This is a genomic window from Hymenobacter psychrotolerans DSM 18569 (assembly GCF_900142395.1).
In the GTDB taxonomy this organism is placed as follows: domain Bacteria; phylum Bacteroidota; class Bacteroidia; order Cytophagales; family Hymenobacteraceae; genus Hymenobacter; species Hymenobacter psychrotolerans.
In genome coordinates this window covers 147468-172375 of record NZ_FRAS01000004.1, presented here as the reverse complement: position 1 = coordinate 172375, position 24908 = coordinate 147468, and the positions used below count along the sequence as shown (strand labels likewise).

The 24908-nt window shown below is 62.6% G+C and carries 22 protein-coding genes; 15 read left to right on the top strand and 7 right to left on the bottom strand.

Annotated features, from left to right (window positions below):
- Positions 1-22 precede the first annotated feature (22 nt).
- Together BUE15_RS06265 and BUE15_RS06260 are read left to right on the top strand one after the other, a co-directional pair.
- Positions 23-493 (top strand): hypothetical protein, encoded by a 471-nt coding sequence (locus BUE15_RS06265; RefSeq protein WP_073282217.1) that lies wholly within the window; start codon positions 23-25, stop codon positions 491-493.
- 225 nt (positions 494-718) lie between these two features.
- Complete coding sequence (locus BUE15_RS06260; RefSeq protein ID WP_073282215.1) at positions 719-1888, top strand: ribonuclease D; 1170 nt, start codon at positions 719-721, stop codon at positions 1886-1888.
- A gap of 274 nt (positions 1889-2162) precedes the next feature.
- Here the strand turns inward: BUE15_RS06260 and aceA are convergent, their stop codons facing one another.
- Together aceA and aceB are read right to left on the bottom strand one after the other, a co-directional pair.
- Positions 2163-3443 carry an isocitrate lyase gene (aceA, locus tag BUE15_RS06250; protein ID WP_073282211.1) on the bottom strand — a complete coding sequence of 427 codons (1281 nt, stop codon included), beginning with the start codon at positions 3441-3443 and terminating at the stop codon, positions 2163-2165.
- A 260-nt stretch (positions 3444-3703) separates the two neighbouring features.
- Positions 3704-5335, bottom strand: a complete 1632-nt coding sequence (aceB, locus tag BUE15_RS06245; RefSeq protein WP_084548865.1) for a malate synthase A — start codon at positions 5333-5335, stop codon at positions 3704-3706.
- Between the two features lie 256 nt (positions 5336-5591).
- On the opposite strand from aceB, the gene BUE15_RS06240 reads away from it, so the two are divergent.
- The 4 genes from BUE15_RS06240 (at position 5592) to BUE15_RS06225 (ending at position 11128) form a co-directional block, all read left to right on the top strand.
- On the top strand, positions 5592-7076 hold the full coding sequence (locus BUE15_RS06240; protein WP_073282209.1) for a helix-turn-helix domain-containing protein: 1485 nt from the start codon (positions 5592-5594) through the stop codon (positions 7074-7076).
- Positions 7077-7193: 117 nt separating this feature from the next.
- Entirely contained in the window at positions 7194-8255 is a 1062-nt protein-coding gene (gene mltG / locus BUE15_RS06235; RefSeq protein WP_073282207.1) for an endolytic transglycosylase MltG, read from the top strand.
- 205 nt (positions 8256-8460) lie between these two features.
- A complete protein-coding gene (locus BUE15_RS06230; protein WP_084548864.1) occupies positions 8461-9717 on the top strand; it encodes an OmpP1/FadL family transporter in 1257 nt (418 codons plus the stop codon).
- A gap of 46 nt (positions 9718-9763) precedes the next feature.
- On the top strand, positions 9764-11128 hold the full coding sequence (locus tag BUE15_RS06225; protein ID WP_073282203.1) for a hypothetical protein: 1365 nt from the start codon (positions 9764-9766) through the stop codon (positions 11126-11128).
- Positions 11129-11189: 61 nt separating this feature from the next.
- On the opposite strand, the gene BUE15_RS06220 is transcribed toward BUE15_RS06225, so the two are convergent.
- Positions 11190-12722, bottom strand: a complete 1533-nt coding sequence (locus tag BUE15_RS06220) for a hypothetical protein (RefSeq protein WP_073282201.1) — start codon at positions 12720-12722, stop codon at positions 11190-11192.
- 100 nt (positions 12723-12822) lie between these two features.
- Between BUE15_RS06220 and dtd the strand changes: the two genes are divergently transcribed.
- Both dtd and BUE15_RS06210 read left to right on the top strand, forming a co-directional pair.
- Positions 12823-13275, top strand: a complete 453-nt coding sequence (gene dtd / locus BUE15_RS06215; protein ID WP_073282199.1) for a D-aminoacyl-tRNA deacylase — start codon at positions 12823-12825, stop codon at positions 13273-13275.
- 222 nt (positions 13276-13497) lie between these two features.
- The gene (locus BUE15_RS06210) at positions 13498-13824 is read left to right on the top strand and encodes a nucleotide pyrophosphohydrolase (RefSeq protein WP_073282198.1); all 327 of its coding nucleotides are present in this window, start codon (positions 13498-13500) and stop codon (positions 13822-13824) included.
- Positions 13825-14028: 204 nt separating this feature from the next.
- Here BUE15_RS06210 and BUE15_RS06205 read toward each other — a convergent pair whose 3' ends face one another.
- A complete protein-coding gene (locus BUE15_RS06205; protein WP_073282196.1) occupies positions 14029-14751 on the bottom strand; it encodes a 2-phosphosulfolactate phosphatase in 723 nt (240 codons plus the stop codon).
- Between the two features lie 102 nt (positions 14752-14853).
- The gene (gene gcvT, locus BUE15_RS06200) at positions 14854-15960 is read right to left on the bottom strand and encodes a glycine cleavage system aminomethyltransferase GcvT (protein WP_073282194.1); all 1107 of its coding nucleotides are present in this window, start codon (positions 15958-15960) and stop codon (positions 14854-14856) included.
- Between the two features lie 179 nt (positions 15961-16139).
- On the opposite strand from gcvT, the gene BUE15_RS06195 reads away from it, so the two are divergent.
- From BUE15_RS06195 to BUE15_RS06185, 3 genes are read left to right on the top strand one after another with little or no spacing between them, the layout of a single operon-like run.
- Positions 16140-16505 carry a CZB domain-containing protein gene (locus BUE15_RS06195; protein ID WP_073282192.1) on the top strand — a complete coding sequence of 122 codons (366 nt, stop codon included), beginning with the start codon at positions 16140-16142 and terminating at the stop codon, positions 16503-16505.
- A 33-nt stretch (positions 16506-16538) separates the two neighbouring features.
- Positions 16539-18089, top strand: coding sequence for a sensor histidine kinase (locus BUE15_RS06190; protein ID WP_073282190.1), 1551 nt, complete (start codon positions 16539-16541; stop codon positions 18087-18089).
- A gap of 58 nt (positions 18090-18147) precedes the next feature.
- A complete protein-coding gene (locus BUE15_RS06185) occupies positions 18148-18573 on the top strand; it encodes a response regulator (RefSeq protein WP_073282185.1) in 426 nt (141 codons plus the stop codon).
- Positions 18574-18633: 60 nt separating this feature from the next.
- On the opposite strand, the gene BUE15_RS06180 is transcribed toward BUE15_RS06185, so the two are convergent.
- Positions 18634-19209, bottom strand: a complete 576-nt coding sequence (locus BUE15_RS06180; protein ID WP_073282182.1) for a ribonuclease HII — start codon at positions 19207-19209, stop codon at positions 18634-18636.
- Between the two features lie 111 nt (positions 19210-19320).
- Positions 19321-19572 carry a hypothetical protein gene (locus BUE15_RS06175; protein ID WP_073282180.1) on the bottom strand — a complete coding sequence of 84 codons (252 nt, stop codon included), beginning with the start codon at positions 19570-19572 and terminating at the stop codon, positions 19321-19323.
- 399 nt (positions 19573-19971) lie between these two features.
- Here BUE15_RS06175 and BUE15_RS06170 point away from each other — a divergent pair, with 399 nt between their 5' ends.
- From BUE15_RS06170 to BUE15_RS06155, 4 genes are all read left to right on the top strand, one after another.
- Positions 19972-20550, top strand: a complete 579-nt coding sequence (locus tag BUE15_RS06170; protein ID WP_073282178.1) for an NUDIX domain-containing protein — start codon at positions 19972-19974, stop codon at positions 20548-20550.
- Between the two features lie 112 nt (positions 20551-20662).
- Positions 20663-21511: a lysophospholipid acyltransferase family protein gene (locus BUE15_RS06165; protein ID WP_073282176.1), complete on the top strand. Its 849-nt coding sequence runs from the start codon at positions 20663-20665 to the stop codon at positions 21509-21511.
- A gap of 25 nt (positions 21512-21536) precedes the next feature.
- The gene (gatC, locus tag BUE15_RS06160) at positions 21537-21824 is read left to right on the top strand and encodes an Asp-tRNA(Asn)/Glu-tRNA(Gln) amidotransferase subunit GatC (protein ID WP_073282174.1); all 288 of its coding nucleotides are present in this window, start codon (positions 21537-21539) and stop codon (positions 21822-21824) included.
- A gap of 6 nt (positions 21825-21830) precedes the next feature.
- Positions 21831-24902 carry a hypothetical protein gene (locus BUE15_RS06155; RefSeq protein ID WP_073282173.1) on the top strand — a complete coding sequence of 1024 codons (3072 nt, stop codon included), beginning with the start codon at positions 21831-21833 and terminating at the stop codon, positions 24900-24902.
- Positions 24903-24908: the final 6 nt, after the last annotated feature.

The following is a 24908-nucleotide window of genomic DNA, read 5'->3' as shown; positions in this document are numbered from 1 at the left end:
CCGCTCGCCGCCTGTTTAGTTTATGTCTGCCTACGAAGAATTGCTGCGCGAGGCTTTCCAGCGCGTAGCCGACCCCGCCCGTTTCCTGACGCCCGCCACCCTGGCCGCTTACGCCGACTTCCGGCGCGCCGCCCCCCACGACCTGTCTTTCCGATTCGAGCGGGTGCGGCTGGGCACGGCCATGAGCATCCTGCAGCTGCTGGCCGACCTCGGCGACCAGGACGACAGCCGCAAGCTGGCCGAAGCCCTGAACCGCGCCCTGGCCGCCCGCTCCATTGCCGAAATAGACACGGCCATGCACAAGGAAGCCAAGGCGTTTGAGCGTCTCTACACCAACCTCTACGTGAACGAGGAAGGCGAAATGCTGCTCAACCTGTTCGAGCGCACCCTCGATGCCGACTCCCAGCCCATGATGGACGACACCATTGAGGAGGCGCTGCAGATGGCCCGCACCCTGGACTTCACCCGCGACGACGAAGACGACGAGGATTAAACCCTGATGTCTGTTTTTCGGGCTGGGGCCAACCGCCCTGAGGCAAGCCAGCCCATTGCCGGGCTACGTAGTCTGGCTATATTGGCCGGCCCGATGCTCGGCACGCCTACTGTTTTGGCAGGCCGCGCATTGGGTTAGCCCGCCCGGTCTGCCTACCTTTACCCGGGTTGGCGTGGCCACCTCTCCGGCCTCATCCAGTACCAGCCGCCCCTTTTCCGCCCCCGAATGTCTGCCATTCACTACTTAACTACGGCTGCCGAAGTGCAGCAAGCCGCCCACACGCTCGCCGCTGCCCCGCGCATTGCCATTGATCTGGAGTTTGACGACATGCGCCACCGCTACGGCCGCAACCTCGCTCTGATTCAGGTGTTCGACGGGCAAACGGTGTACCTCATCGACCCACTGCCGCTCACCAACCCGGCCCAGGACCTGGAGCCGCTCTGGGCCATCCTGCGCGAGCCGGCGGTAGCCAAAGTGTTTCACAGCTGCAAGTCCGATATTCTGCTGCTCGATGAAGTGTACGGCGTACACGTGCGCAACATCATCGATACCAGCGTGCAGTACACGCTGCTGGCTGAGTCCGACAACAATATTTCGCTGGGCCGCCTCATTCAGGCCGAGCTGGGCCTGGAAGTAGACAAAGGCGAGCAGAAATCGAACTGGCTGAAGCGCCCGCTCACGGAGGCTCAGAAGCTGTATGCCGCCAACGACGTGCTCTACCTGTTCGAGCTGACCGACCGGCTGCGCGACAAGCTGGTAGCCCTGGGCCGCCAGCACTGGGCCGACGAGGAAAACGCCGCCCTGGAGGAAGTCCGCTACACCCGCGACGAGCGGCCCTACCTGCGCATTGCCGGCAAATACCGCATCCTGCCGCAGGAGCTCCCCCTGTTCCGCGACCTGTATATGCTCCGCGACCAGGTGGCCCGCCAGCTCGACCGGCCGCCCTATATGGTGTTCGCCAACGACCGGCTCTCGGAGCTGGTGCGCGACACGCCCCGCAACCTCAACGACTGGAAAGCCGCCCGCGGCCTGCACCCCGACCTCAAGCGCCCGCCGTATCTGGAGCAGCTTTCGGCCCTTTCGCCCGACAAGTTTGTGGCCGTGCCCGAGCCGGCTCAGGCCGGCGAGCAGCGCCGCTTCCCGTTCCGCCGCCGCCTCAGCGGCGACAAAGCTGCCCGCGCCGATGCCCGCGAGCAGCTGTTGCTCCAGCTCAAAACCCACATCACCGACGACGTCAATATCTACGTTGCCAACCTGGTGCTTTCCAACCGCCTCGTCGCCGACATCATCGAGCTGGGCGCCGAGCAGGTGCTGCGGCCCTGGCAGAAAACCATTCTGCAGGAAGCCGCCGAGCGCCACGGCCTCGATTACCAGTTCATCGCGCAACCCTTCTAAACCAAGAAGTCTGAGTGAAATACTGCAGTACAACAGAAAAGGCGCTTCAATCGAAGCGCCTTTTCTGTTGTACTGCTCCTCAAAACCGAGCAAATACCCGGGCGTTCGAAACGCCTACCGAGCTGTGCGGAACGGTTTCCAGACCAACGCGAATGACTTCCACACTGGCGCGAACGGCTTCCGGACCGGCGCAAACGACTTTCAGACCGACGCGAATGGTTTCCACACCGACGCGAAATCCGACCAATCCGAAAAATCCGAATGAATCTGTGGTCTAGAATTGGGCTTCCTCAGTACTGCCGACGAGGGCGGCGGTGCTGGTCAGGTTGCTGGTCACCACGTTCTGCACGGCATCGAAGTAGCCGGTGCCCACAAAGCTCTGGTGCTTCACGGCCTTGAAACCGTGCTGCTGCAGCGCAAACTCCCGCTCCTGCAGCTCCGAGTAGCCGGCCATGCCCCGGTCGCGGTAAGCCAGCGCCAGCTCGAACATGCTGGTATTGAGCGCATGAAAGCCGGCCAGCGTGATAAACTGAAACTTGTAGCCCATGGCGGCCAGCTCCTCGCGGTACGTCTGCATCTGCTCCTTGCTCAGCTTCGCGGCCCAGTTGAAGGAAGGCGAACAGTTATACGCCAGCAGCTTGCCCGGGAATTTCGCGTGAATGGCATCGGCGAACTGGCGGGCCTGCTCCAGGTCGGGGTGCGAGGTTTCCATCCAGATGAGGTCGGCGTAGGGCGCGTAGGCCAGGCCCCGGGCAATACCGGCCTCCACGCCGCAGCGCACCCGGAAAAACCCTTCGGACGTACGCTCGGCTTCCTGCAGAATGAAGGGCTGGTCGCGCGGGTCCACATCGGCCGTGAGCAGGTCGGCAGCATCGGCATCGGTGCGGGCCACCACCAGCGTGGGCACGCCCTGCACGTCGGCGGCCAGGCGGGCCGCTACCAGCTTGTTGATGGCCTCCTGCGTGGGCACCAGCACCTTGCCGCCCAAGTGCCCGCACTTCTTCGCCGACGACAGCTGATCCTCGAAATGCACGCCCGCGGCCCCGGCTTCAATCATTTGCTTCATCAGCTCAAACGCATTCAGGTTGCCCCCGAACCCAGCCTCCGCATCGGCCACAATCGGCACCAGCCAGTGCACGTTCCCCTCGCCCGACACACTCTGAATCTGGTCGGCGCGAAGCAGGGCATTGTTGATGCGCTTCACCACGGCCGGCACGCTGTCGGCGGGGTACAGGCTCTGGTCGGGATACATCTGGCCGGCGCCGTTGGCATCGGCGGCCACCTGCCAGCCGCTCAGGTAAATGGCGTTCAGGCCGGCCTGCACTTCCTGCACGGCCTGGTTGCCGGTGAGAGCCCCGAGGCCGGCCACATACTCCTCGGTGTGCAGCAGGTTCCACAGCCGCTCGGCCCCCTGCCGGGCCAGCGAGTACTCAATCTGTACCGAACCCTGCAGTTTCACTACATCCTCGGCCGAATAAGGTCGCTTAATTCCTTTCCAGCGTGGGTTCGTAGTCCAGTCGTGCTTAACGGCAGCAATGCGTTCCTGCTTGTTCATGGCAATAGAAAGTTATGCAGACCTGAAACAGGCCGCTGGTTGGAGAAGGAAAAGGGAGAAAAAAACAGGCGAGCCGGCGCTACAGGCCAAGCGCTGCCAGCCCGGCCCAAGGGCGGCGTTGAAATCAGGAGGGAGAAGAAAACAGTGCGTTGAAGTGGCGCTCCAGCCCGCTGGCAGAAGCAGATCTTCCGGCGGGCCCCCACGGCACGGTTCCGGATGCCGTAGCGCGGAGCCAGGAGCACCACTTCCAGACGCAGCAGTTAAGCTAGCTGCTCGTAGGCCGGCACGGTCAGGAACTCAACGAAAGTGGGGCTGGTCACAAGTTGATCGAAGAGGCGGACGGCTTCGAGGTAGCGGCCGGCGGCGTAGCGTTCCTGCCCCACTAGCGCCTTTATTTTTTCCAGCTGACCGGGCACGAGGCTGCGGTACAGCTCCACGGTCACGGGGCGGCCATCGGCCAGGGTGGTGCCGGGCGTGTGCAGCCACTGCCACACCTGCGCCCGGCTGATTTCGGCGGTGGCGGCGTCCTCCATCAGGTTGTAAATCGGTACGCAGCCGTTGCCGCCCAGCCACGACTCCAGATACTGCACCGCTACGTCGATATTCAGTTTCAGGCCCTCTTCGGTGATGTGGCCCTTGGGCGCGCGCACCAGGTCTTCGGCCGTCACGACCAAGTCTTCACGCTTGTTGGCTATCTGGTTGGGTTCGGGCATCAGCTCATCGAACACGGCCAATGCCACCGGCACCAAACCCGGATGCGCTACCCAGGTGCCGTCGTGGCCGTTTTTGGCCTCCCGCACCTTATCCAGCCGGACTTTTTCCAGCGCGGCTTCGTTGGCTTCCGGGTCGTTTTTGATGGGAATCTGGGCGGCCATACCCCCCATGGCGTGCACGCCGCGGCGGTGGCAGGTCTGGATGACCAGCTGCGAGTAGGCAGCCATAAACGGCACGGCCATGGTCACCTCGGCGCGGTTGGGCAGCCGGAACCCGGGCTTGAGGCCCAGCCGCTTGATGTAGCTGAAAATGTAGTCCCAGCGGCCGCAGTTGAGGCCGGCGCTGTGCTCGCGCAGCTCGTACAGGATTTCGTTCAACTCGAAAGCGGCCGGCAGCGTCTCAATCAGCACCGTGGCCTTGATGGTGCACTTCTGCATCTTCAACGACCATTGCGCAAACCCGAATACGTCGTTCCAGAGCCGCGCTTCCAGGTGGCTCTCGATTTTGGGCAGGTAGAAATACGGCGCGGTGCCGCGGGCGCACAGCTCGTGGGTGTTGTGGAAATAGTACAGCCCGAAATCAAACAGCGACGCGCTGACCGGCTCGCCATCTACCAGCATGTGCTTTTCCAGCAGGTGCCAGCCGCGGGGGCGCACCATCAGCACGGCCGTCTTTTCGTTCAGCTTGTATTCTTTGGCCGGTGTGCTCAGCGAAATGGTGCGGCGTACGGCGTCGCGCAGGTTGCGCTGGCCTTCCACCACGTTGGCCCAGGTCGGCGAGTTGGAGTCTTCCAGGTCGGCCATGAACACCTTGGCCCCCGAGTTCAGCGCGTTGATAATCATTTTGCGCTCCACGGGGCCCGTAATTTCCACGCGGCGGTCCTGCAGATCCTCCGGAATGGGCGCCACCGTCCACGGCTTTTCCCGGATCAGGCGGGTTTCGGGCAGGAAGTCGGGCAGCTTGCCGGCCTCGAACTCCCGCTGCCGCTCCTCGCGGCGCTGCAACAAGGCCCGGCGGGTCTGGTCGAAGCGGCGGTGCAGCTCGGCCACGAAAGCCAGCGCCGACGGCGTCAGGATTTCCGCAAACTCCGGCGAGTAAGTGCCCGTGATTTTCACGCGCTCCGGCGTCAAAAACCGGGGTGCGGCCACTGCCGGCTCGGTATCAGTGAAAGGCGACATAGTATGGGGAAGGTTAAGGTGGCAGAAAACAAGTCTTCCTGGAAGATGTACCAAACATAGTTCAGCGAATTTTACTAAACAAGCGAAAATTCGCTAATTTTTATAAGCCTTTGATTTTGCGTTGCTTTGCGCACTTCTGTCTTGGGTAAATGACAGAAAGCGCAAGGCAGCTGCATACGCTAGACGCCTGTTTTCCTGCCCGTCCGTCCTCTCCGTACTTTCTCATGCGCGCAGTCCGCTGCACGTCCTATTGCTTATGCTAAGTCACAGCCAGGTTGTCCGGTTGATTTTTGGGTTGAAACTGCGGGAGCTGCGCCAGGAACGCGGCTTCACTCCCGCCGAGCTGGCCCGCGCCTGCGACGTTTCGATATCGTACCTGAATGAGATTGAGAAGGGCAAAAAATACCCGAAGGCCGATAAAATTCTGAGCCTGAGCAAGGTCTTGGGTGTCAGCTACGACCAGCTCACTTCCCTGACGCTGAGCCGGCGGCTGGAGCCGATTTCGGAGCTGCTGCAGTCGGATTTGCTGAAGGAGTTTCCGCTGGAGATGTTCGGGCTGGACCCACTGCGCATTGTGGAGCTGATTGCGGATGCGCCGGCCAAGATGAACGCCTTCATCAGTACCATCTTCGAAATAGCGCGCAACTACGAAATGCGCCAGGAAAGCTTCTTTTTGGCGGCGCTGCGCTCCTACCAGGAGATGCACGACAACTATTTTGAGGAACTGGAGCAGGACGTGCGCACTTTCTGCGGCGAGCAGAACCTCAACACGCAGGCCCCCTTCGACACCCGGCAGCTGGAGCGGGTGCTGGCGGAAAAATACGGCTACACGCTCGACCGGCAGAAGCTGGCCGAATACGCCTCACTGGGCCGGCTGCGGTCCGTGTTTCAGCCCAAAACCCGCACGCTGCTGCTGCGGCCGGGCCTGAGCAAAGCGCAGGAAGCCTTCGTGCTGGGCCGCGAAGTTGCCTTCAACTACCTCGGCCTGAAAGAGCGCCCCTACGTGAATGCTACTTTCCCGGTGCATTCCTTCGATGAGGTGCTCAACAACTTCAAGGCTTCCTATTTTGCCGGCGCGCTGCTGATGGAGGAGGAAAGCCTGGTGCGCGACCTGCAGGACTTTTTCGGGCAGATGACCTGGCAACCAGCCCGTCTGCAGGCCATGCTGACCAAGTATGATGTGTCGCCGGAGATGTTTATGCAGCGCATCACCAACCTGCTGCCGCGCTATTTCGGTATTCAGAGCCTGTTTTTCCTGCGCTTCGACCAGCCCGATGCGGAGTCGGCTTACCTGCTGAGCAAGGAGCTGCACCTTTCGCGGCTGCACAACCCGCACGGCAACGAGCTGCACGAGCACTACTGCCGCCGCTGGATTGCCATCTGGCTGATTCAGGAGGCCCGGCACAAGGCACAGCTCGAAACGCCAGCCTTCAGCATCGGGGCCCAACGCTCGCGCTACCCCAACGAGGACGAGTATTTGTGTTTGTCGTTGGCACGGGCGGGCGCCCCCGGTGAGCCAGCCGTGAGCGTAACCGTGGGCCTGCTCTGCGACGATAACCTGCGGCAGAAAATTCAGTTTCTCGATGATCCGGCCATCATTCAGAAGCGTGTAAATGAGACCTGTGAGCGGTGCTCCATTCCCGATTGCGAAGTCAGGGCGGCGCCTCCCGTGGAAATTGCGCGCCGCCAGCGCCTGCGCGAGGCCGCCGACGCCATCAATGCGCTGGTGAACGGTGGCTAATTATCAGTTCAGGCCGCCAGCTCTACTGCTACGGTTTCTTACACCTCACGCCGACGGCTGCCCTCCCCGGGCAGCCGTTATCTTTACGGCATTGCCTAACCTGCTTATTCTGTCCGTTTGACTGTTTCCTCTCGTTCTTCCGTTCGTCGCCGGGTGGCGCTCTGGCTCCTGCTGGTGTTGCTGCTGGTGGGCGGCGCGGCGCTGTACGGCGCATGGCGCGTGCTGTGGCAGCCCAACGTTGCTCAGTCGCCATACGGGCCGGCTTACCTTTATATCCGAACGGGCGCTTCCTATGAGGCGGTGCGCGACTCGCTGCGGCGGCAGGAGCTGTTGCTTGACCCAACTACGTTTGAGTGGCTGGCGGCCCGGCGCAACTACACCCGGCAGGTGAAGCCCGGCCGCTACCGCCTGGAAGTCGGCCTCAGCAATGCCAAGCTGCTGGATATGCTGCTGACGGGCCGGCAGGATACGGTGGCTTTCACGCTCGATGCCTTCAAATACAAGCCCCAGCTTACGCGCCAGATCAGCCGGCAGCTGGAAGCCGATTCGCTGGAGCTGCGCCGGCTGCTGCAGGACAACGCGTTTCTGCAGCGCCGCTACCAGCTTGACACCACCACCATTCTGACCCTGTTTCTGCCCGGCTCCTACCGCCTCTTCTGGAACACGTCGGCCCGCACGTTTCTGGATTCGGCGGCGGCCACGCACCGCCGGTTCTGGACGCCGCTACGTCGGCAGCGTGCCGATTCGCTGGGCCTTTCGCCTACGGAAGTACACGTGCTGGCCAGCATTGTGCAGCGCGAAACCGCCAAAAAGGAGGACAAGCCCATCATTGCGGGCGTGTATCTGAACCGGCTGCGGCGCGGCATGCGCCTGCAGGCCGACCCTACGCTGCTCTGGGCCATTGGCAACTTCGGGGTGAAGCGCGTGCTCAACCGCGACAAGCTCGTGGACTCGCCCTACAACACCTATAAGAACAAAGGCCTGCCGCCCGGCCCCATCACCTCTGCCAACCGCCAGAGCCTGAATGCCGTGCTGCAGCCGGCGGCGCACCGCTACCTGTTTTTCTGCGCCCGCCCCGACTTCAGCGGCTTCTCCGATTTCGCCGAAACCTACGCCGACCACAAGCGCAACGCCCGCCGCTACCAGCGTACCCTCGACAGCTTGGGCGTGAAGCGCTGAAGCAACCCAATACTATGCCGCGCTTTGGCACAACACTTCGGTGCAGCAACCGGGGTGCTCTGCTTGTGAGCGGCTTTCCCGGGCCGGTAGTCAGGCTATTCCCACGCTCCGGCTTTTCGGATAGGCTCTTAATCCCTCAATTACTTAACCACTTAATCACGCCATTGCGCTACCTTTGCGGCCTATTGTCCGAAACCTAGTCTGCATGACGCGTCGCTACCTTTCTTCTGGTTTGTTGTTTCTTTCGATGTCTGCCGCGGCGGGTGGTTTCCAGTCGGGGCCGCAGAGCGCCCGGCTGCTGGGCCTGGGCGGGGCCAGCACGGCCTACACCCGCGACATTGCCGTAATGTATTACAACCCCGGCGCCATCGGCCTGCTCGACTCGCTGCTGCATGTAAGCGTGGGCGGCATGGGCACGGCCCGCATGTCGTCGTTTGTAGGCACCGACTCGCGCCGCCAGACACGCCAGGAACTGCAGCCGCAACCCAGCGGCTACTTCTACGCCGCCTCGCGCGTAGCGCCCAAAGTGAGCGTCGGCCTGAGCATCAATCAGCCTTTCGGCTACAAGACGGTGTGGCCCGGCGACTGGGAAGGCCGGAGCGTGGTGCAGGAAGCCCGCCTGGCCACGGTGTACGTGCAGCCCACTGTGGCGTACCAGATCAACGACAACTTCAGCGTAGGGGCCGGCTTCATTTACGCCTACGGCGACCTGCGCCAGTCCCGCGCCCTGGGCCAGTACGACAACCGTTCGACGCAGGCGCTGTTTGAAGGCAGCGGCAACGGCTACGGCGCCAACATCGGCCTGTATGGCCGCACCGCCGACAACCTGTCGTTCGGCATCAGCTTCCGCACGCCGGTTACGCTGAAGATGGACAACGGAAAAGCCACGTATTCCGGCGTGCCGGCCATTGATGCGGGCCGTTTCCCGACTTCGGCTGGCTTCCGGACGGATATCGAGCTGCCTTCTACCCTGTCGGTGGGCCTGGCTGACCGCATGACCAAGAACCTGCTGGTGACGTTCGACTTCAACCTGACCAGCTGGAGCCGCTACGATTCGCTCAACTTCGAGCTGGACAACGCCAGCCGCGTTACGTCGGGCCGGCGCTACGAAGACGCTATGGCGTTCCGGGTTGGCGCTGAGTATACCGCAACGCCCACCCTGACGCTGCGGGCCGGCCTCAGCTACGACGAAACGCCGGTGCGCGATGAATACATTACGGCTGACCTGCCCGATGCCAACCTGATTGGCGGCTCGCTGGGCCTGAGCCTGGCCATTAAGCCCAACCTGCTGCTGGATATGGGCTACAGCTACTCGCGGGGCGGTGAGCGGCGGGCCCGCGTGAACATTGCGCGCGAAGCCATCAGCAGCATTGATGGTACTTACCGCACGGCCGTGCACACGGCGGCAGTGGGGGTTTCGTATTCATTCGGCGGCCGCGCTTCGCGCGCCACCCAGCAGTAGCAGGGGCTGCGGCCCGTTTCCCGTTTCATTTAACGCCTGACCAACAGTGCGCATTTTCTCCTCTTCCCTTAGCCGCACGGCACTTCCGGCGGTTGCTACGGTTCTGCTGACGCTGGCCGGCTGCTCGCCCGACCAGAACGAGCCCGCGCCCAGCAGCGGCAACCTCAACCTGACGCGCTACCTCGCCGTTGGCGACTCCTACACGGCTGGTTACGCCGACGGCGGCCTGACGCGCCAAAGCCAGACCTACTCCTACGCCAACATGCTAGCCAACCAGTTTGCGCTGGTGAATCCGGATGCTGAGTTTTCATTGCCGCTGCTGGAAGAAGGCAACGGCACGGGCTACCTGACGCTGGTAAGCCTGCAGGAAAACGGGCTGCCAACTACCCGCCGGGTACCGGCCGCTTCTACGCTGGGCCGCTTCATCAATGCGGCAGGCTGCAACGGAGCCGATACGGTGTACCAGTATCCGCGGGCTGCTACCACGCTGCCGCAGAACCTGGGCGTACCGGGCCTGCGCCTGACCCAGATTGCCACCCCGGGACTAGGCAATGCGGCCAACCTGACCCGCGTAGGACTTTTCAACCCGTATTTCGAGCGGATTCTGCCGGCCGCCAACAACAGCTCCTACCTGCAGGTAGTAACGGCCGCCAGCCCCAACGCTACGTTTTTCACGTTCTTCGCCGGGCTTGATGACGTGTTGCCGTACGTGGTGAGCGGCGGCAGCTGCGGCCCGCTGCCTTCGGGCAGCACCATGGCCCAAAACGCCCGTCAGCTGCTTACGCAGCTCACCGCCAACGGCCGCCAGGGCATTATTGCGCTGCCTCCGGCTCTGACTACGCTGCCGGTGCTGCGTCTCAACAATGGCCTCAACCTGCAGGAGCGGCTGCGTACCAGCACCAATCGTCCGGCCTATACGCTGTACGTGCGGGCTTTCAACGGAGCAGTACAGCCGGTATCCGGTGAAGACTACATTTTGCCGGCCGGGCAGCGCCGTATCGGCCGTTTAGAGTCAACGACGGGTGCGCCGCAGACTGTGCCTTACGGCGACGAGCAAAACCCCGTCAGCGGCAGCGACGTGCTGGACTACATCGAGTTTTCGCGTATCAATGGCGCCATGACGCTGTACCGGGACGAGTTGCGCACGCTCAACCAGAACACGTTCAAGCAGCCGCTTATCGACGTGAATACTGCGCTGTTCCAGCAGGTGGCCGACCAGATTAACGTGAACGGCGTGCCGTACACGTCGGAGCTGGTGCGCGGCAACTTCTACTCGCTTGATGGCTACACGCTCACGCCCCGCGGCAACGCGTTGCTGGCTAATACCTTCCTGCGGGTCATCAACGAGACGTACGGCGCCAATATCCCTCTGCTCAACGTAAATGACCTGCCGACCAAGGTAAACCCTTAAGTTCGGCACGCTCACTAGTCAGCGGCAGCGCGGCTCCCACCTGGGTAGCCGCGCTGCTTTTTTATGGCCGAATACCTCCGGGCAAACGGTAGAGGCGAAGCTGCAGGGAGTCGAGGCGGGCGGCGCGCTGGCGGGCCAGAGTTGGCGCGTAGCCCAGGCCGGTGTACTCGGAATGCTCCAGAAACAGCAGCGGCGAAACCAGCAGCGGCTCGGGCCAGGCCGCTACCGGCGTCTGCCCGGCCAGCGAAGAGAAGGGCGGCGCCCCGGCTACCTGCCACGCCGCATCGAGCAGCACGTACCGGTACCGGCCCTGGCGAAGCTCGCGGAGGTGCGCGTCGCTCATGGCTACGGCTACCGTGTCTGCATCCCGCAGGAAAGGAGCCAGGCCCAGGCTGACGGTGCTGAGTACCCGCACCGGCCGCGCTTCGTGCTGGTGCAGCCACGCCGCCACCTGGCCGTAGCGGGTAGGTGCGTAGGCATAGATTTCGCGGTGTACCCGGTACAGATTCAGCAGGCCGGCAAAGCCCACGACTACAGCCAGCAACGCCCGGCCAGTGGCTTTGCTTGTGCCGAATAGCTGCCGCAGCAGCAGAAACGCCAGCACATACAGCAGCGGATACGCCAGCAGCAGCCCACGCGGCGCTTTCAGCAGCAACGACATGCCGGCCAGGTAGCAGCCGGCCCATACCGCCAGATACCAGGGCAACGCCAGGGAAGGCAGCTGCCGCCGGCGTCCGTAGCGCCACGCCAGCACCGCTAGGCCCGCTGCCAGCACCGGCAGCAGCACCGGCGACTCAAAATCCCACAGAAAGCGCAGGTAGTAGAGCCCATCGAAGCGGAGGTGGCCGGCGCGGCTGGCGGCATTGCTGGCTCCCGGAAACACGAGGTTGTAGTACACGGCTTCCCAGCGGTACCAGGGCACGCCACCTACTGCGCCCAGCCCGCCCAGCAGCACGTAGGGCGTGAGCAGCACGGCCACCACCCGGCCCAGATTGTGCGGCTGCCACAGCAGCCGCCCGCCGTGCAGGAGCTCCAGCAACAGCAGAATCGGGAGGGTGAGCAGGAACTTGTAGTTGATGCTGAGCCCGGCCGCCAGCCATACCGCCACGCGCAGCAACGCCGCCGGACCAGGCTGCCGCAGCCGCTGATAGTGCGCCCGCAGCAGCCCCACGAACAGCAGCAGGCTCCAGGAACCGGGCGTAAAGTCGCGGCCCGAGAAGGTGAGAAACACGGACGTGCCCGCAAACACCAGCAGCAGCGCCGCTTCCCAACCCGCCAGCCGCAGCTCCTGCCGCACCAGCTGCACCAGCCACAGCAGCGCCGCCACCGCTACCAGCGCGTTCAGGTGCTGGAACACGCGGTAGTCGGCCGTGAGCCAAGCCACGGGCGCATACACCAGCGAGAAGCCGGGGCTGCCGTGATGAAACAGGTTGCGCAGGTCGCCGTGCGCCACTTCCCGCACGATTTGCCAGTTCCGCACCGAGTCGTAGTCTGGCAGGGCCACGTGGGCCAGGCCGTGCAGGCGCACGGCCACTACAGCCAGCAACGCCAGCAGCAACACCCAGAATGCGGAAGCACGAAACGGAAACAGCACCAGATAAAGTAATGAGAGAGGCCGCAAGATGCTAGTTTTGCTTGTGAGGCACGGTGGCGGGGGCGTCATCGGCCGGGTATTCCTTTGCTGATTCTCCTCTATGCGTACTGTTATTCAGCGTGTCCGGCACGCCAGCATTACCATCGAAGGCCGCGTAGCGGGCCAGATTGGGCCGGGGCTGCTGGTGCTGGCCGGCTTCTCCCCCACCGACACACCCGCCTCCCTCGACTGGATGGCCCGTAAGCTCACGCAGCTGCGCATCTTCTCCGATGAGGACGGCAAGATGAACCGCTCGGTGCAGGACGTACAGGGCCAGGTGCTGGTAGTGAGCCAGTTTACGCTGCTGGCCGATGCCCGCAAAGGCAACCGCCCCAGCTACATCGGGGCCGCGCCGCCGCCCATTGCCGTGCCACTCTACGAGAAGTTTGTGCGGCAGCTGGAGCAGCTGCTGGGCCAGCCCGTACCTACCGGCGAGTTCGGGGCCGATATGCAGGTGGAGCTGCTCAACGACGGCCCCGTTACCATCGTGCTGGATTCGCCTGAGAGTAACTGAGCAATGGAGTAACTGAGTAGGCCTATTCCGGCTTTCGCAGAGCGTTGGGGGCAGTAGCGCGAACTTTGTAGTTCGCGCCCCCGCGCCGCTGGAATCGTTTGAACGGCGCGGATACGCGAACTACAAAGTTCGCGCTACTGCCGCTGCGTAACAGCAGTTACTCCCTTACCCAACCACTCGGCTACTCTTTACTCAGTTACTCCCCTACTCAGTTACTCTCCCATGACTATCGAAGAAGCCCAGCAGACCGTTGACCAGTGGATTCAGACCACCGGGGTCCGGTATTTCAACGAGCTGACCAACATGGCCATGCTCACGGAGGAAGTCGGCGAAGTGGCCCGCATCATTGCCCGGCAGTACGGCGAGCAGTCGTTCAAGGAATCCGACAAAGACAAGGTGCTGGCCGATGAACTGGCCGACGTGCTGTTCGTGGTCATCTGCCTGGCCAACCAGACCGGCATCAACCTCACCGACGCCCTGCAACGCAACCTAACCAAGAAAACCCAGCGCGACGCCGACCGCCACCGCAACAACGAGAAGCTGCGGTGAGGTGGTGATGAGGTGACAGGTGACAGGTGACAGGTGACAGGTGACAGGTGACAGGTAAAAAGAACGTCATTCCGAGCGAAGCCGAGGAATCTCGCGTGCTGAGGTTGTGGTGGTAGTCATTACCACACTAGCAAGATTCCTCGGCTGCGGCTGCGCACACTGGCTTAATGCGCCACATGCTCGGAATGACGTTCTTTTTACCTGTCACCTCATCACCTCATCAACAATCCGGCCGTTGCGGTACACGGGCACCACGTCGTACACGTCGGGCCGCACGCAGAACTCCATGTCCTTGTGCGACTCCAGGCTGTTGAGGCGGCGCACGTGCGACGACTTGAGCAGGTAGGCAGCCACATCGGGTTCGGCGGCCTGCCACAGGTCGAGGGCGGCCAGCGTGGCATCGGAGCCGGTTACGTTGAAGGCATCGGCTAGGCGGGCGGCCAGGGCGCCGCCGTAGAGCGTGTCTTCGAGGCAGAATTTGCCTTTCCAGCCGGCACACACTATCACCACATCCTTGTTCTGGCGGCGCACAAACTCCGCTACCGCCGCCAGGTTCAGGAACGCCCCCACCACTACCACATCGGCCGCCTGGGACAGGTGCAGGGCGCGGGTGCCGTTGGTGGTAGTAATAGCCACGGCGCGGCCCCGCACGGCCACGGCCCCATCGAGGTAGCCGAAGGGCGAGTTGCCTAGGTCTACGCCCTCGGCCTGCCGGCCGTCGCGCTCAGCGGCCGTGAGGTAGCCGTCGGCGGCCAGCGCCTGGCACTCGGTTACCTCGCTCACAGGCACCAGGTGCGCCACGCCCTGCGCCAGCGCCGTCACGATGGAAGAAGTAGCCCGCAGAATGTCAACTACCACGGCCACGCGCCCGGTCAGGTCGTAGAGAGGCAGTAGCTCCGGCGAGAAGCAGATATCAAGAGTGGGCATGAAAAGGTATCGGGATACTGAATGAAAAAGAACGTCATGCTGAGCCTGTCGAGATGCTTCGACCAGCTCAGCATGACGTTCCGGAAATCGTGTACCTGATGCTTACGCCTCCTCGGTGCCTTTCACGAAGGGCAGCTTCACGACGGTGGCGGGCAGCTGCTTGCCGCGTACCAGCACGAAAATCTTGCTGCCCGGCGCGCTCAGCTCGGCTTTCACGTAGCCCAGCCCGATGCCCTTGCTCAGGCTCGGCGACTGAGTGCCGCTCGTCACGTCCCCGATTTTCTCGCCGGCTTCGTTCACCAGCTCGTAGTGGCCGCGCGGAATGCCGGGGCCGTCCATCAGGAAGCCCACCAGCTTGCGCGCCACACCGGCTTCCTTCTGCTTCTTGAGGTTTTCGGCGTTGGTGAAGTCCTTCGTGAACTTGGTAATCCAGCCCAGACCGGCTTCCAGCGGCGAGGTCTGGTCGTCGATGTCGTTGCCGTAGAGGCAAAAGCCCATTTCCAGGCGCAGCGTGTCGCGGGCCCCCAGCCCGATGGGTTTCAGGCCGTAGGGCTGGCCGGCTTCCATCACCTTGTCCCAGACCTGCTTGGCGTAGGCATTGGGCACGTACAGCTCGAAGCCGCCCGCGCCGGTGTAGCCCGTAGCCGAAATAATGACGCCAGGAGCGTCGGCAAAGGTGCCTTCCACGAAGGAATAGTACGGAATGCTGCTCAGGTCGGTGTCGGTGAGGCCTTGCAGGGCCGCCTGGGCCTTGGGGCCCTGCACCGCAAACAAGCTGATTTCGTCCGACACGTTTTCCAGCTCGGCGCCCTGCGTGTTGTGCTGGCTGATCCAGTTCCAGTCCTTGTCGATGTTGGAGGCATTCACCACCAGCAGATAGTCCTCCTCGGCCATCTTGTACACGAGCAGGTCGTCCACGATGCCGCCTTCCTGGTTGGGCAGGCACGAGTACTGGGCTTTGCCGACCTGCAGCTTGCTGGCGTCATTGCTGGTGACGCGCTGAATCAGGTCCAGCGCGTGCGGACCACGCACCCGGAACTCGCCCATGTGCGACACATCGAAGATGCCCACGGCGCGGCGCACGGTGTGGTGCTCCTCCAGGTCGGACGAGTAGCGCACGGGCATGTTGTAGCCCGCGAAAGGCACCATTTTGGCACCCAGCTGCTGGTGCACATCGTTCAGGACAACGGTCTTGAGGGTCTCGCTCATGGGAAGGGAAGTGGGAAAGTGAAGGTAGCCGCCGGAAAAGGCAGCGCGGCGAAATTAGCCATTTCCCTCCGGCACTCCGCATGTGTTACCTTTGCCGCTGGCGGGCAGCTTCCTTTTTGCGACGTACCACGGCCTTCCGGCCAGCGGCGCAACTGCTTGCCAGCTTCTTTCTGCTCCTTATGACCGACGAACTAAAGCAGGACTTCGAGTCCGGCCTGGTGAAACACTTGCTATTTAAATCCAAGCTGCGCTCGTATCTGTATGGCAGCGGCATCAGCCAGGGGCCCATCCGCGACCCACACCAGTGCAACTTCGGCCACTGGATCCGGGACCGGGCTCTGGGGCCCTACAAGCACCTGCCCGAGTCGCACGAGCTGGACCGGCTGCATGTGCAGGTGCACCAGGAAGCCAACCGCCTGATGGACCTGCACAAGCAAGGCCAGACCGATGTGGCTCTGGCTGGTATGCCCGTCATCGACCAGCTGGCGGAGCGCATCACGGTGCTGCTGCAAACCATGGAACACCGGCTGCGTACCGGCCTCTAATCTTCTTCGCCTGCTCCCTCCGCCACCCTGCCCATGAAGCTGAAAATTTCGACGAAGCTCTACGCCGGATTTCTGGTTATTCTGCTGCTGTTCGTGGGCGTGGTGTTCGTCAACTATCAGGTGTCGCGCAAGGTGCTGCGCAACGCCCGGCGCGTGCAGCTCTCGCAGCGCACTTCCGCCGAGGCCGCCACGCTCATGCGCAACATCGTGGACATGGAAACCGGCTTCCGGGGCTACATGCTCATCGGCAAGGAGGAAGTACTGGAGCCCTATCACCAGAGTGAGCGGTACCTGCTCAGCCATTTCGAGCACCTGCTTACCACGCTTGAGCCCGGCTCCGCGCAACACGCCCGCATTGTCAGGGGCCGGGCCCTGTTCCGCGACTGGCTCGACTTCTCGCACCTGCTGGTGCGCGAAAAGCGTGAGGCGCGCCGCCGCATCACCGACCAGGCAGGGCTACAGGGCGTGGAGCACCGTGAATTGGCCGAAAGCCTGGCGGGCAAGCACCTCATGGACCAGATCCGGGTGCTGTTTGAGGCCTTCGACCGGGAAGAGCTGAAATTACGTGACAAGCAGGCCGTCAAGCTGCAACAGAGTATCCGGGAAACGCGGCAGATTTCCATTGCTATTACGTTGGTAGCCATTCTGCTGGGGCTGGTGTGGGCCTCTTACGTCATCCGGCTTATCGGGCGCCGCATCCAGAGCATGGTTACGATGTCGGCCCGGATTGCGGCGGGCCACTACCAGACCCAGCTGCGCGAAACCGGCGACGATGAACTAAGCGAGCTGGCCGTATCCCTGAACCAGATGGCCACCACCATCAGTGGCAACATCGCGCAGCTCGAGCACCGCAACCAGGAGCTGGACCAGTTTGCCTACGTGGTGTCGCACGATTTGAAAGCCCCGTTGCGTGGCATTGAAAGCGCCTCCCGCTGGATCGAAGAAGATATGGGCGAAGAAACGCCGCCCCACATCCGGGAATTTCTGCTGCTCATGCGCACCCGGGTGCAGCGGATGGAGCACCTCATCACCGGCATTCTGGATCTGGCCCGCGTGGGCCGCGCCGCTCAGGCCGATGAGCCGGTATTCGTGCGCCAGCTGCTGCGCGAAATCCTGGACTCACTGAATCTGCCGGAAGGCTTTGAGGTGGAACTTCCCTTCTATCTGCCCACGCTGGTTACCAACCGGGTGCAGCTTCAGCAGGTGTTTGCCAACCTCATCAGCAACGCCATCAAATACCACGACCACCCCAGCACCGGGGTACTCACCATCGGCTGCACCGAGGATAAAGATTTCTACACTTTCTCCGTAGCCGACAACGGCCCCGGCATTGCACCAGAGTACCAAGAACGTATTTTTGTGATATTCCAGACCCTGACGGAGCGCGACACGCTGGAAAGCACGGGCGTTGGCCTGGCTATTGTGAAGAAGATAGTTGAGCGCCAGGGCGGTAGCATCCGGGTAGAATCGGAAGAAGGCCAGGGCGCCACCTTTCTGTTTACCTGGCCGCGCCAGACCCGGCAGACCTCTGATAAACGTGCCAGCAGCACAATTTCGGCACAAAACTCAAGCGCAGCCGTATAGCCTTACGTATTCGGCCTGTTTTACAAGAGCGCCTTTATCCACTCAAACCGCACCTGACATGCCCAGTATTCTCTTGGTTGAGGACGACCAAATGGACATAATGAACGTGCAGCGTGAACTGCGTAAGAACAACGTCGACGTCCCGCTGCACATTGCCCGCAACGGCCGCGAAGCCCTTAACATGCTGCGCGGCGAGGCCGGCCAGCCCAAGATTGAGCAACCGAGCGTCGTGATGCTCGACATCAATATGCCTCGCATGAAGGGGCTGGAGCTGCTCGAAAAGCTCCGCTCCGACCCCGAGTTCGTGAACCTGAATGTGTTCATCATGACCACCTCCGACCTAGAGTCTGACCGCTTCAAAGCGCAGGAACTGGCCGTGAGCGGCTACATCATCAAGCCGCTCAGCTTCGACAGTTTCGGGGAAGGCGGCACTACCGTTGACGGGTTCAGCCTGTTTCTGGACCTGCTAAAGCTGAAAGAGTAGGCGCCGCAACCGGCCGCAACTATCTGAACGCTGTGCTTTGCATGGCGTTCTTTTTTGCTTCTACAGTAGCCGGAAGCCCATGCGGTGGTGCTCCGTGGGGCCGTGCTGCCGAATGGCGGCCCGGTGGCGCGGGGTGGGGTAGCCGGCATTCTGCTCCCAGCCATACTGCGGATACAGGGCCGCCAGCTCGCTCATCCGCTCATCCCGAAAAGTTTTGGCTAGCACCGAGGCCGCCGCAATGTGGCGGTAGCGCGCATCCCCCTTGATCAGGCAGGTGTGCTCCAGGCCCTCGTAAGGCCGAAACCGGTTGCCATCGACGGCCAGATGCTGCGGCTGCACGCTTAGCGCCGCCACGGCCCGGTGCATGGCCAGATAGCTGGCCTGCGCGATGTTGATAGCGGCAATTTCTTCGGGCGACGCTTCTGCCACGGCCCACCCTATGGCCTCCTGGCAGATGAGGGTGCGGAGCGCGTCGCGGCGGCGGGCACTGAGCAGCTTGGAGTCGTTGAGGAAGGCCGGCGAAAAATCGGGCGGCAGAATCACGGCCGCCGCGAAAACGGGTCCGGCCAGACAGCCCCGGCCGGCTTCGTCGAGGCCCGCTTCCAGCGGATGGCCGGTATGGGAGGCTAAGAGCATGCGGCAAAGGTACCGCCGTAGCTGTTGCCCACAAAAAAGCCTCCCCGGCAGCCGTAGCGCCCGGAGAGGCTTTCTTCAGGTGAAATCTATACTTCTGGTTGTGAGCGGAAGCTATTTATGGCTGCCGGCAGCCGAGCCGTCGGTAGGTGGGGTTTCGCCCCGGCGCAGGCCCTGCTTGTCGCGGGGTCCTTCATCCAGCTCGCCGTCCTCGTCGGTGCTGGTGTACACATTGCTGGTGGGGCCAAGGCCACCGGTCTGCGAGCTAAGCTCCGACTCGGCCTGGGCGTGTTTGAGGTTGAACAGCGGGTCGCCGGGCTGGGGATTTTGGTTCTGGTCAGACGGGTTTTTCGATTGGTTAGCCATAGAAACAGAGCCGACCGGAATGTGAACAGTCGGCTGTTTAGTCGTACGGCGCAGCTACGCGGCAGGTTGATACAGAATCTTGGCCGGGGGCCTAAACCGGTAAAAACGCAAAAAGACCGTCACATCCCGCAACGGTCTTTTTATACTGCGCCGGCCGTACCAGGTAATCATCCACCCTACTCCTGGCATCAATCCGGCACGATGTGAGAGTGGCCTTCCTTTCCACAAAACGCCCTCACACCTTGTATTGATGAAACAAAACTACTCACCACCAGATGCTTGAGCCACTTTATTTGGTCAACTGGCGTTTTTTCCCGACCAATTTGCCAACTCGCCCGACGGAGGCGCTGCCATACGCTTTCCGGCAGTTACCTTCACGGCTTCGCCCAGTTCCGTAGCATGCATTACCCCGACCCCACGCTCGACGAAACCCACAACCCCTGGCAGGTGCTCAGCACCGAAGTGAAATACCACAACCCCTGGATTAGTGTGCGCGAAGACCAAGTGCTCAACCCCGGCGGCGGGCGGGGCATCTACGGCGTCGTGACCATGAAAAACAAGGCCCTGGGCATTGTGCCCGTGGACGCGGAGGGCAATACGTGGCTGGTGGGCCAGTACCGCTACCCGCTCAGTGAGTACAGCTGGGAAATTCCGATGGGCGGCGGGCCGGTAGAGCTGGACATTCTGGAATCGGCGCAACGGGAACTGCGCGAGGAAACCGGCCTGCTGGCCCGCCGCTGGACCAACATTGCGCGCCTGCACACCTCAAATTCCGTGACCGACGAAGAAGGCTTCGTGTTTCTGGCCGAAGAGCTGGAACACGGCGACGTAGAGCCTGAGGAAACAGAGGACCTGCGCCTCTGGAAGCTGCCTCTGGCCGAAGCCGTGCAACTGGTGATGGACAACCGGATTACGGACGCCGTGAGCGTAGCGGGCCTGCTGAAAGCGGAAAAAGTGCTGGCGGCCCGCTTGAAATAAGCAGCCGCCTCCGGGCGGCACGGCGAGGTTGCGGAGCCTGCAAACGGCCTTTCGATGAGCGGCTGCCTGTCTTTGCTGCCACTTCCCCTTTTGAATTTTTACCTTTGTACCCATGCGGTACCTTCTGCGCTACATCGGTCATCGGCTTTACACCACGTGGGCCACGTTCTGGTTCGTCATGCCTTTCGTGGTGACGTACCCGCTGCAACTGGCTCTGAGCAAGAAGCCACAGTGGCACCGCTACCTGCATGCCCTGAACCGCTACTGGAGCAAGCTGTTCATTTTCATGTGGGGCATGCCCGTGGAAACGGTGAAGAAAAACCCGCTGCCCGCCGGCCAGCCCTGCCTGTACGTGGCCAACCACAGCTCCTACATCGACATTCCGCTGCTGTTTCGTACCATTCCGGGCTGGCTCAATATCATGGGCAAAAGCTCCCTGGCCCGGGTGCCGGTCTGGGGCCCGATTTTCGGGCGGGCCTATATTACCGTCGACCGGGAAAACGCCATCAGCCGGGGCCGGGCCATGGTGCAGGCACGCCGCACGCTGGAAGCCGGCCGCTCGGTTGTTATCTTCCCGGAGGGCTCGATTTCCAAGAAGCCCGGCGAAGAAATGGGCGAGTTTAAGGATGGGGCCTTCCAGCTGGCCATAGCCACGGGCGTGCCCATCGTGCCCATCACCATGCCGCTGAACCACCGCTTCATGCCCGATGTTGACGGCTTGCGGGTGCGCTACTCGCCGCTGGCCATCACCCTGCACGAACCAATTCTGACCACCGGCCTTACGGCCGCCGATGCCCCGGCGCTGCGCCAGCGCGTCTACGACATTATTGCCAGCGGCTTCCGGCCCGAGGCCAAGGGCATTCCGGAACGCAGCTCCTGGCGCCGGCCGGTTCCGGCCGCTACGCCTCCTACGGCCGCCGCTACGGAAAAAGAATCCGAGCTGGCCGCCTCCAACTCCTAACTTACATACCTTTTCTACGTCCTCTGTGAGCACCGACATAGCCACCCTTCGCCAACTGGCCCATCTTTCCCGCCTCGAACTCGACGAATCCAAAGAGCAGCAGATGCTCGGCGAGCTGAATAAAATTCTGGACTGGGTAGACCAGCTGCGCCAGCTCGACACGACGGACGTAGAGCCGCTGGTGCATCTGTCGCACGAAATCAACGTGCTGCGCTCCGATGAGCCGCAGAACACGGTGAGCCACCAGGACGGCCTGCGCAATGCCCCGCGCAAAGACTCCGATTATTTCCGCGTACCGAAAGTACTGGAATAGCCGCAAGTGCCTGCTTCTCTTCCTGCCCCCCGCCCCACCCTGTGGCGCAGCCCGCTGTGGCTGGGCCTTTTCCTGCTCACGGCACTGGCCGTGCTGCTGGCCGTCTACCACTATTTCACCGGCGACGACGCAGCCCTGCCCGTGCAGGCGGTGGCACAGCTCAAGCCCGTCCCGACTATCCTGACGCAGGTGCGGGTGGGGCTGGCGGCCCTGCCGGTACGCGTAAATGGCTACCTGCTCACCCAAACCCACGACCTAGTTGGGCCCTACGTGCGGCCGGAGGCAGCTTACGCGCTGTTGCTGCTGCTGGCCGGGGCGCTGGTCTACTTCCTGGCGGTGGTCAGCACGCTGCCGCGCATAGGTTTTGTAGCGGGCATGGCCGGGCTGATTTTCCTGCTTATGTCGCTGAATGCCGATTTGCTGGGCATTTTCAACTCGCAGGAGCAGTACTTCCTGATTCTGATGCTGGTGGTACTGGTACTGCCGGCTTATGGCTTCCACGCCTTCCGGGAAAACACGCCGCTGGGCACCCGGCTAGCGGTTTTTCTGGTGCTGGTAGCGGGCCTGAGCGCGCTATTGCTGTACCGCTCAGAACTGCCGCTGGAAGCCACGGCGCTGCATCTGGCCAGCTTCACTACTAACGGGGGCGCAGTTATCACGGCGCTGCTGGTGCTATGGGTGGCCGTGGAGAATATCAACGGACTGCTGTGGTTCAATACGCAGGCTGAAAACCCGGGCAGCCGGTTCGGGCTGCTGCCGTTTGTGCTGGCGAGCCTGCTGTATCTGGGCACGCTGGGCCTGTACCTGTGGAACGACGGTGACCTGCTGCTACTGCCCGGCCTGCACCTCGACCCGCTGGTGCTGCTGCTGCCTGCCGTGGCCATTGGGTGGCTGGGGCTGCAGCGGCGCGAAGCTTCCTACGGCGACTGGCTGCCTTACAAGCCGGGTGCTGCTTACCTGTATCTGGTGCTGGTGCTGCTGGCAGCGGCCTTTGTCGGCTATGCCTTTGCCACCGCCAACGACCCGCTGCTGCTGGCGGCCCGCCACTTCACGGCTTGGGCGCTGTTTGCCGGCGGGCTGGCGTATCTGCTGTACATCCTGCTCAATTTCGCGCCCCTCATCCGGCAGCGGCTGCGGGTATATCGGGTGGTGTATGCGCCGCGTCGCCTGCCGTTTTTCATCGTGTACGTGATAGGAATCGGGGTGATAATAGCGGTGGAGCTGCGCCACAACATCCAGACCGTATACCAGGTGCAGGCCGGCTACTACAACAACCTCGGCGACCTGACCCGCCTGCAAAGCGAGCTGGAGCCTGAGCGGGAAGGCCTGGCCCTGCTGGCCGAGCGCTACTACGCCGAAAGCGACATTCTCGACGAGCACAACCACAAAGCCAGCCTGGGCCGCGCGGCGCTGTACCGTTTCCGGCTGCAGCGCCAGAACGAAATCAATATCCTGCGGCGGGCGCTGAGCCGGCGGCCTTCCGAAAAGATTTCCCTGCGCCTGGCCTCGCTCTACAACGAACCGACCGACTTTTTCGACCGGCTGGCTGCATTGCGGGAAGGCCTGAAAAGCACCCCGACCAGCGCCCGCCTCAACAACGACCTCGCCCATCTCTACTCCCGCTCCACCCTCTCCGACTCGGTGAACTGGTACCTCAACCGAGCCGAAGCCGCCGATCCGGGCAATGCCGTACTGCAAACCAACCGGCTGGCTTTTCTGCTGCAGAACGGGCAGGTTGCTGCGGCCCAGCAGTTGATTCAGGATTCGCCGGATAACCAGGATGCGGCCTGGCAGAGCAATGTGCTGCTACTGGCCCAGCAGGCTCCTGCCCTCAACACAGCCCAGCCGAAGCTGCCCGCCCCTGATACTGCCGCTAACCTGACCGTGCCGGAGTTTGCGCGCCTCTACCACGCGGCGCTGCAGCGCGCTGCCACCCACGACACTACCTACTTGCCGGCTCTTACCAAGCTGGTACAGCGGCCCAGCAATGAGGCTTATTTCGAGCAGCTCACCTTTTTGCGGGCCCTTACACAGCACTATGGCGGCTCCTCAATGGCGGCTCGCACTACGCTGGCTCCGCTGATGGCTGGCAACACCGCCAGCGCTGCTTACTACCAGAATATGGCCGCCTTGTGGCTGCTGGAACTGCACGCTCCCGGTGCGGCCGCTACTAATTTCGGCACGGCAGCTCGTACTGGCCCCGGCTACCCGGAAGCCCGCCTGAACCGAGCCTACGCGCTGGCCCTGAATCAGCAGACCGACTCGGCCCGCGCTGCGGTAGCCGCCTTATTGGCAGATCCGGATACGGCAGTGCAACGCCCGGTCCGGGCGCTCCAGCGGGTATTGGCGCTGGAATATCCGCAGCAGTACGCCGCCGCTCCCGACGCCGACAAAGCCCAGTTCCTGACGTTGCGTGGCCATGAGCTGCCGGCTCAGGAGCTATCAGCCGCCGCCGAAATTATCAGGAACACTGTGGCCCGCCAAGTGGCTGGCCTGGCCCAAGTGTCGCACAGCATACGGAGCGGCCAGCTCAGTGCGGCAAAGCAACTGCTGGCGCGTCTGGCCCCCAAGGCTACCCAGCGCCAGGACGAAGCTTCCGCCTGGAACATCGAGCGCGGCAACCTGCTGTTGCGGGAGAAAAACACCGCTGAGCTGCGCCAGCTAACCGAATCGGGCTACTTTGCTCCCGCCGACCAGCCCTACCGCCTGTATTTCCGGGCCGCGCTGGCCGATAACCTGCGACAATCCAAGCAAGCCGAGCAGCTCTACCGCCGCCTTCGGCAGGAAGCTCCGTTCCTGGAGCCCGGCATGCTGGCCGCCGCCGACTTCTATGCGCGGCAGCAGGATTATCTGGGCGCGTATGGCGTGCTGCAAGCAGCCTTGGAGGTCAGCCCGGCGTCTGTTCCGTTGTTGAAAGCTTACGCGCTGGCCGCCATACCAGCCGGGTTGAGTGAGTATGCCACGGCGTCGCTGGACAAATTGCGCCCGTTGCTTTCCCCAGCCGAATACACTACCTTTCGTACACTGTACGACGCCCGCCGTGCCGCTCAGGCTGCGGCGGCCGCCCCCTGGAACTAACCCGGC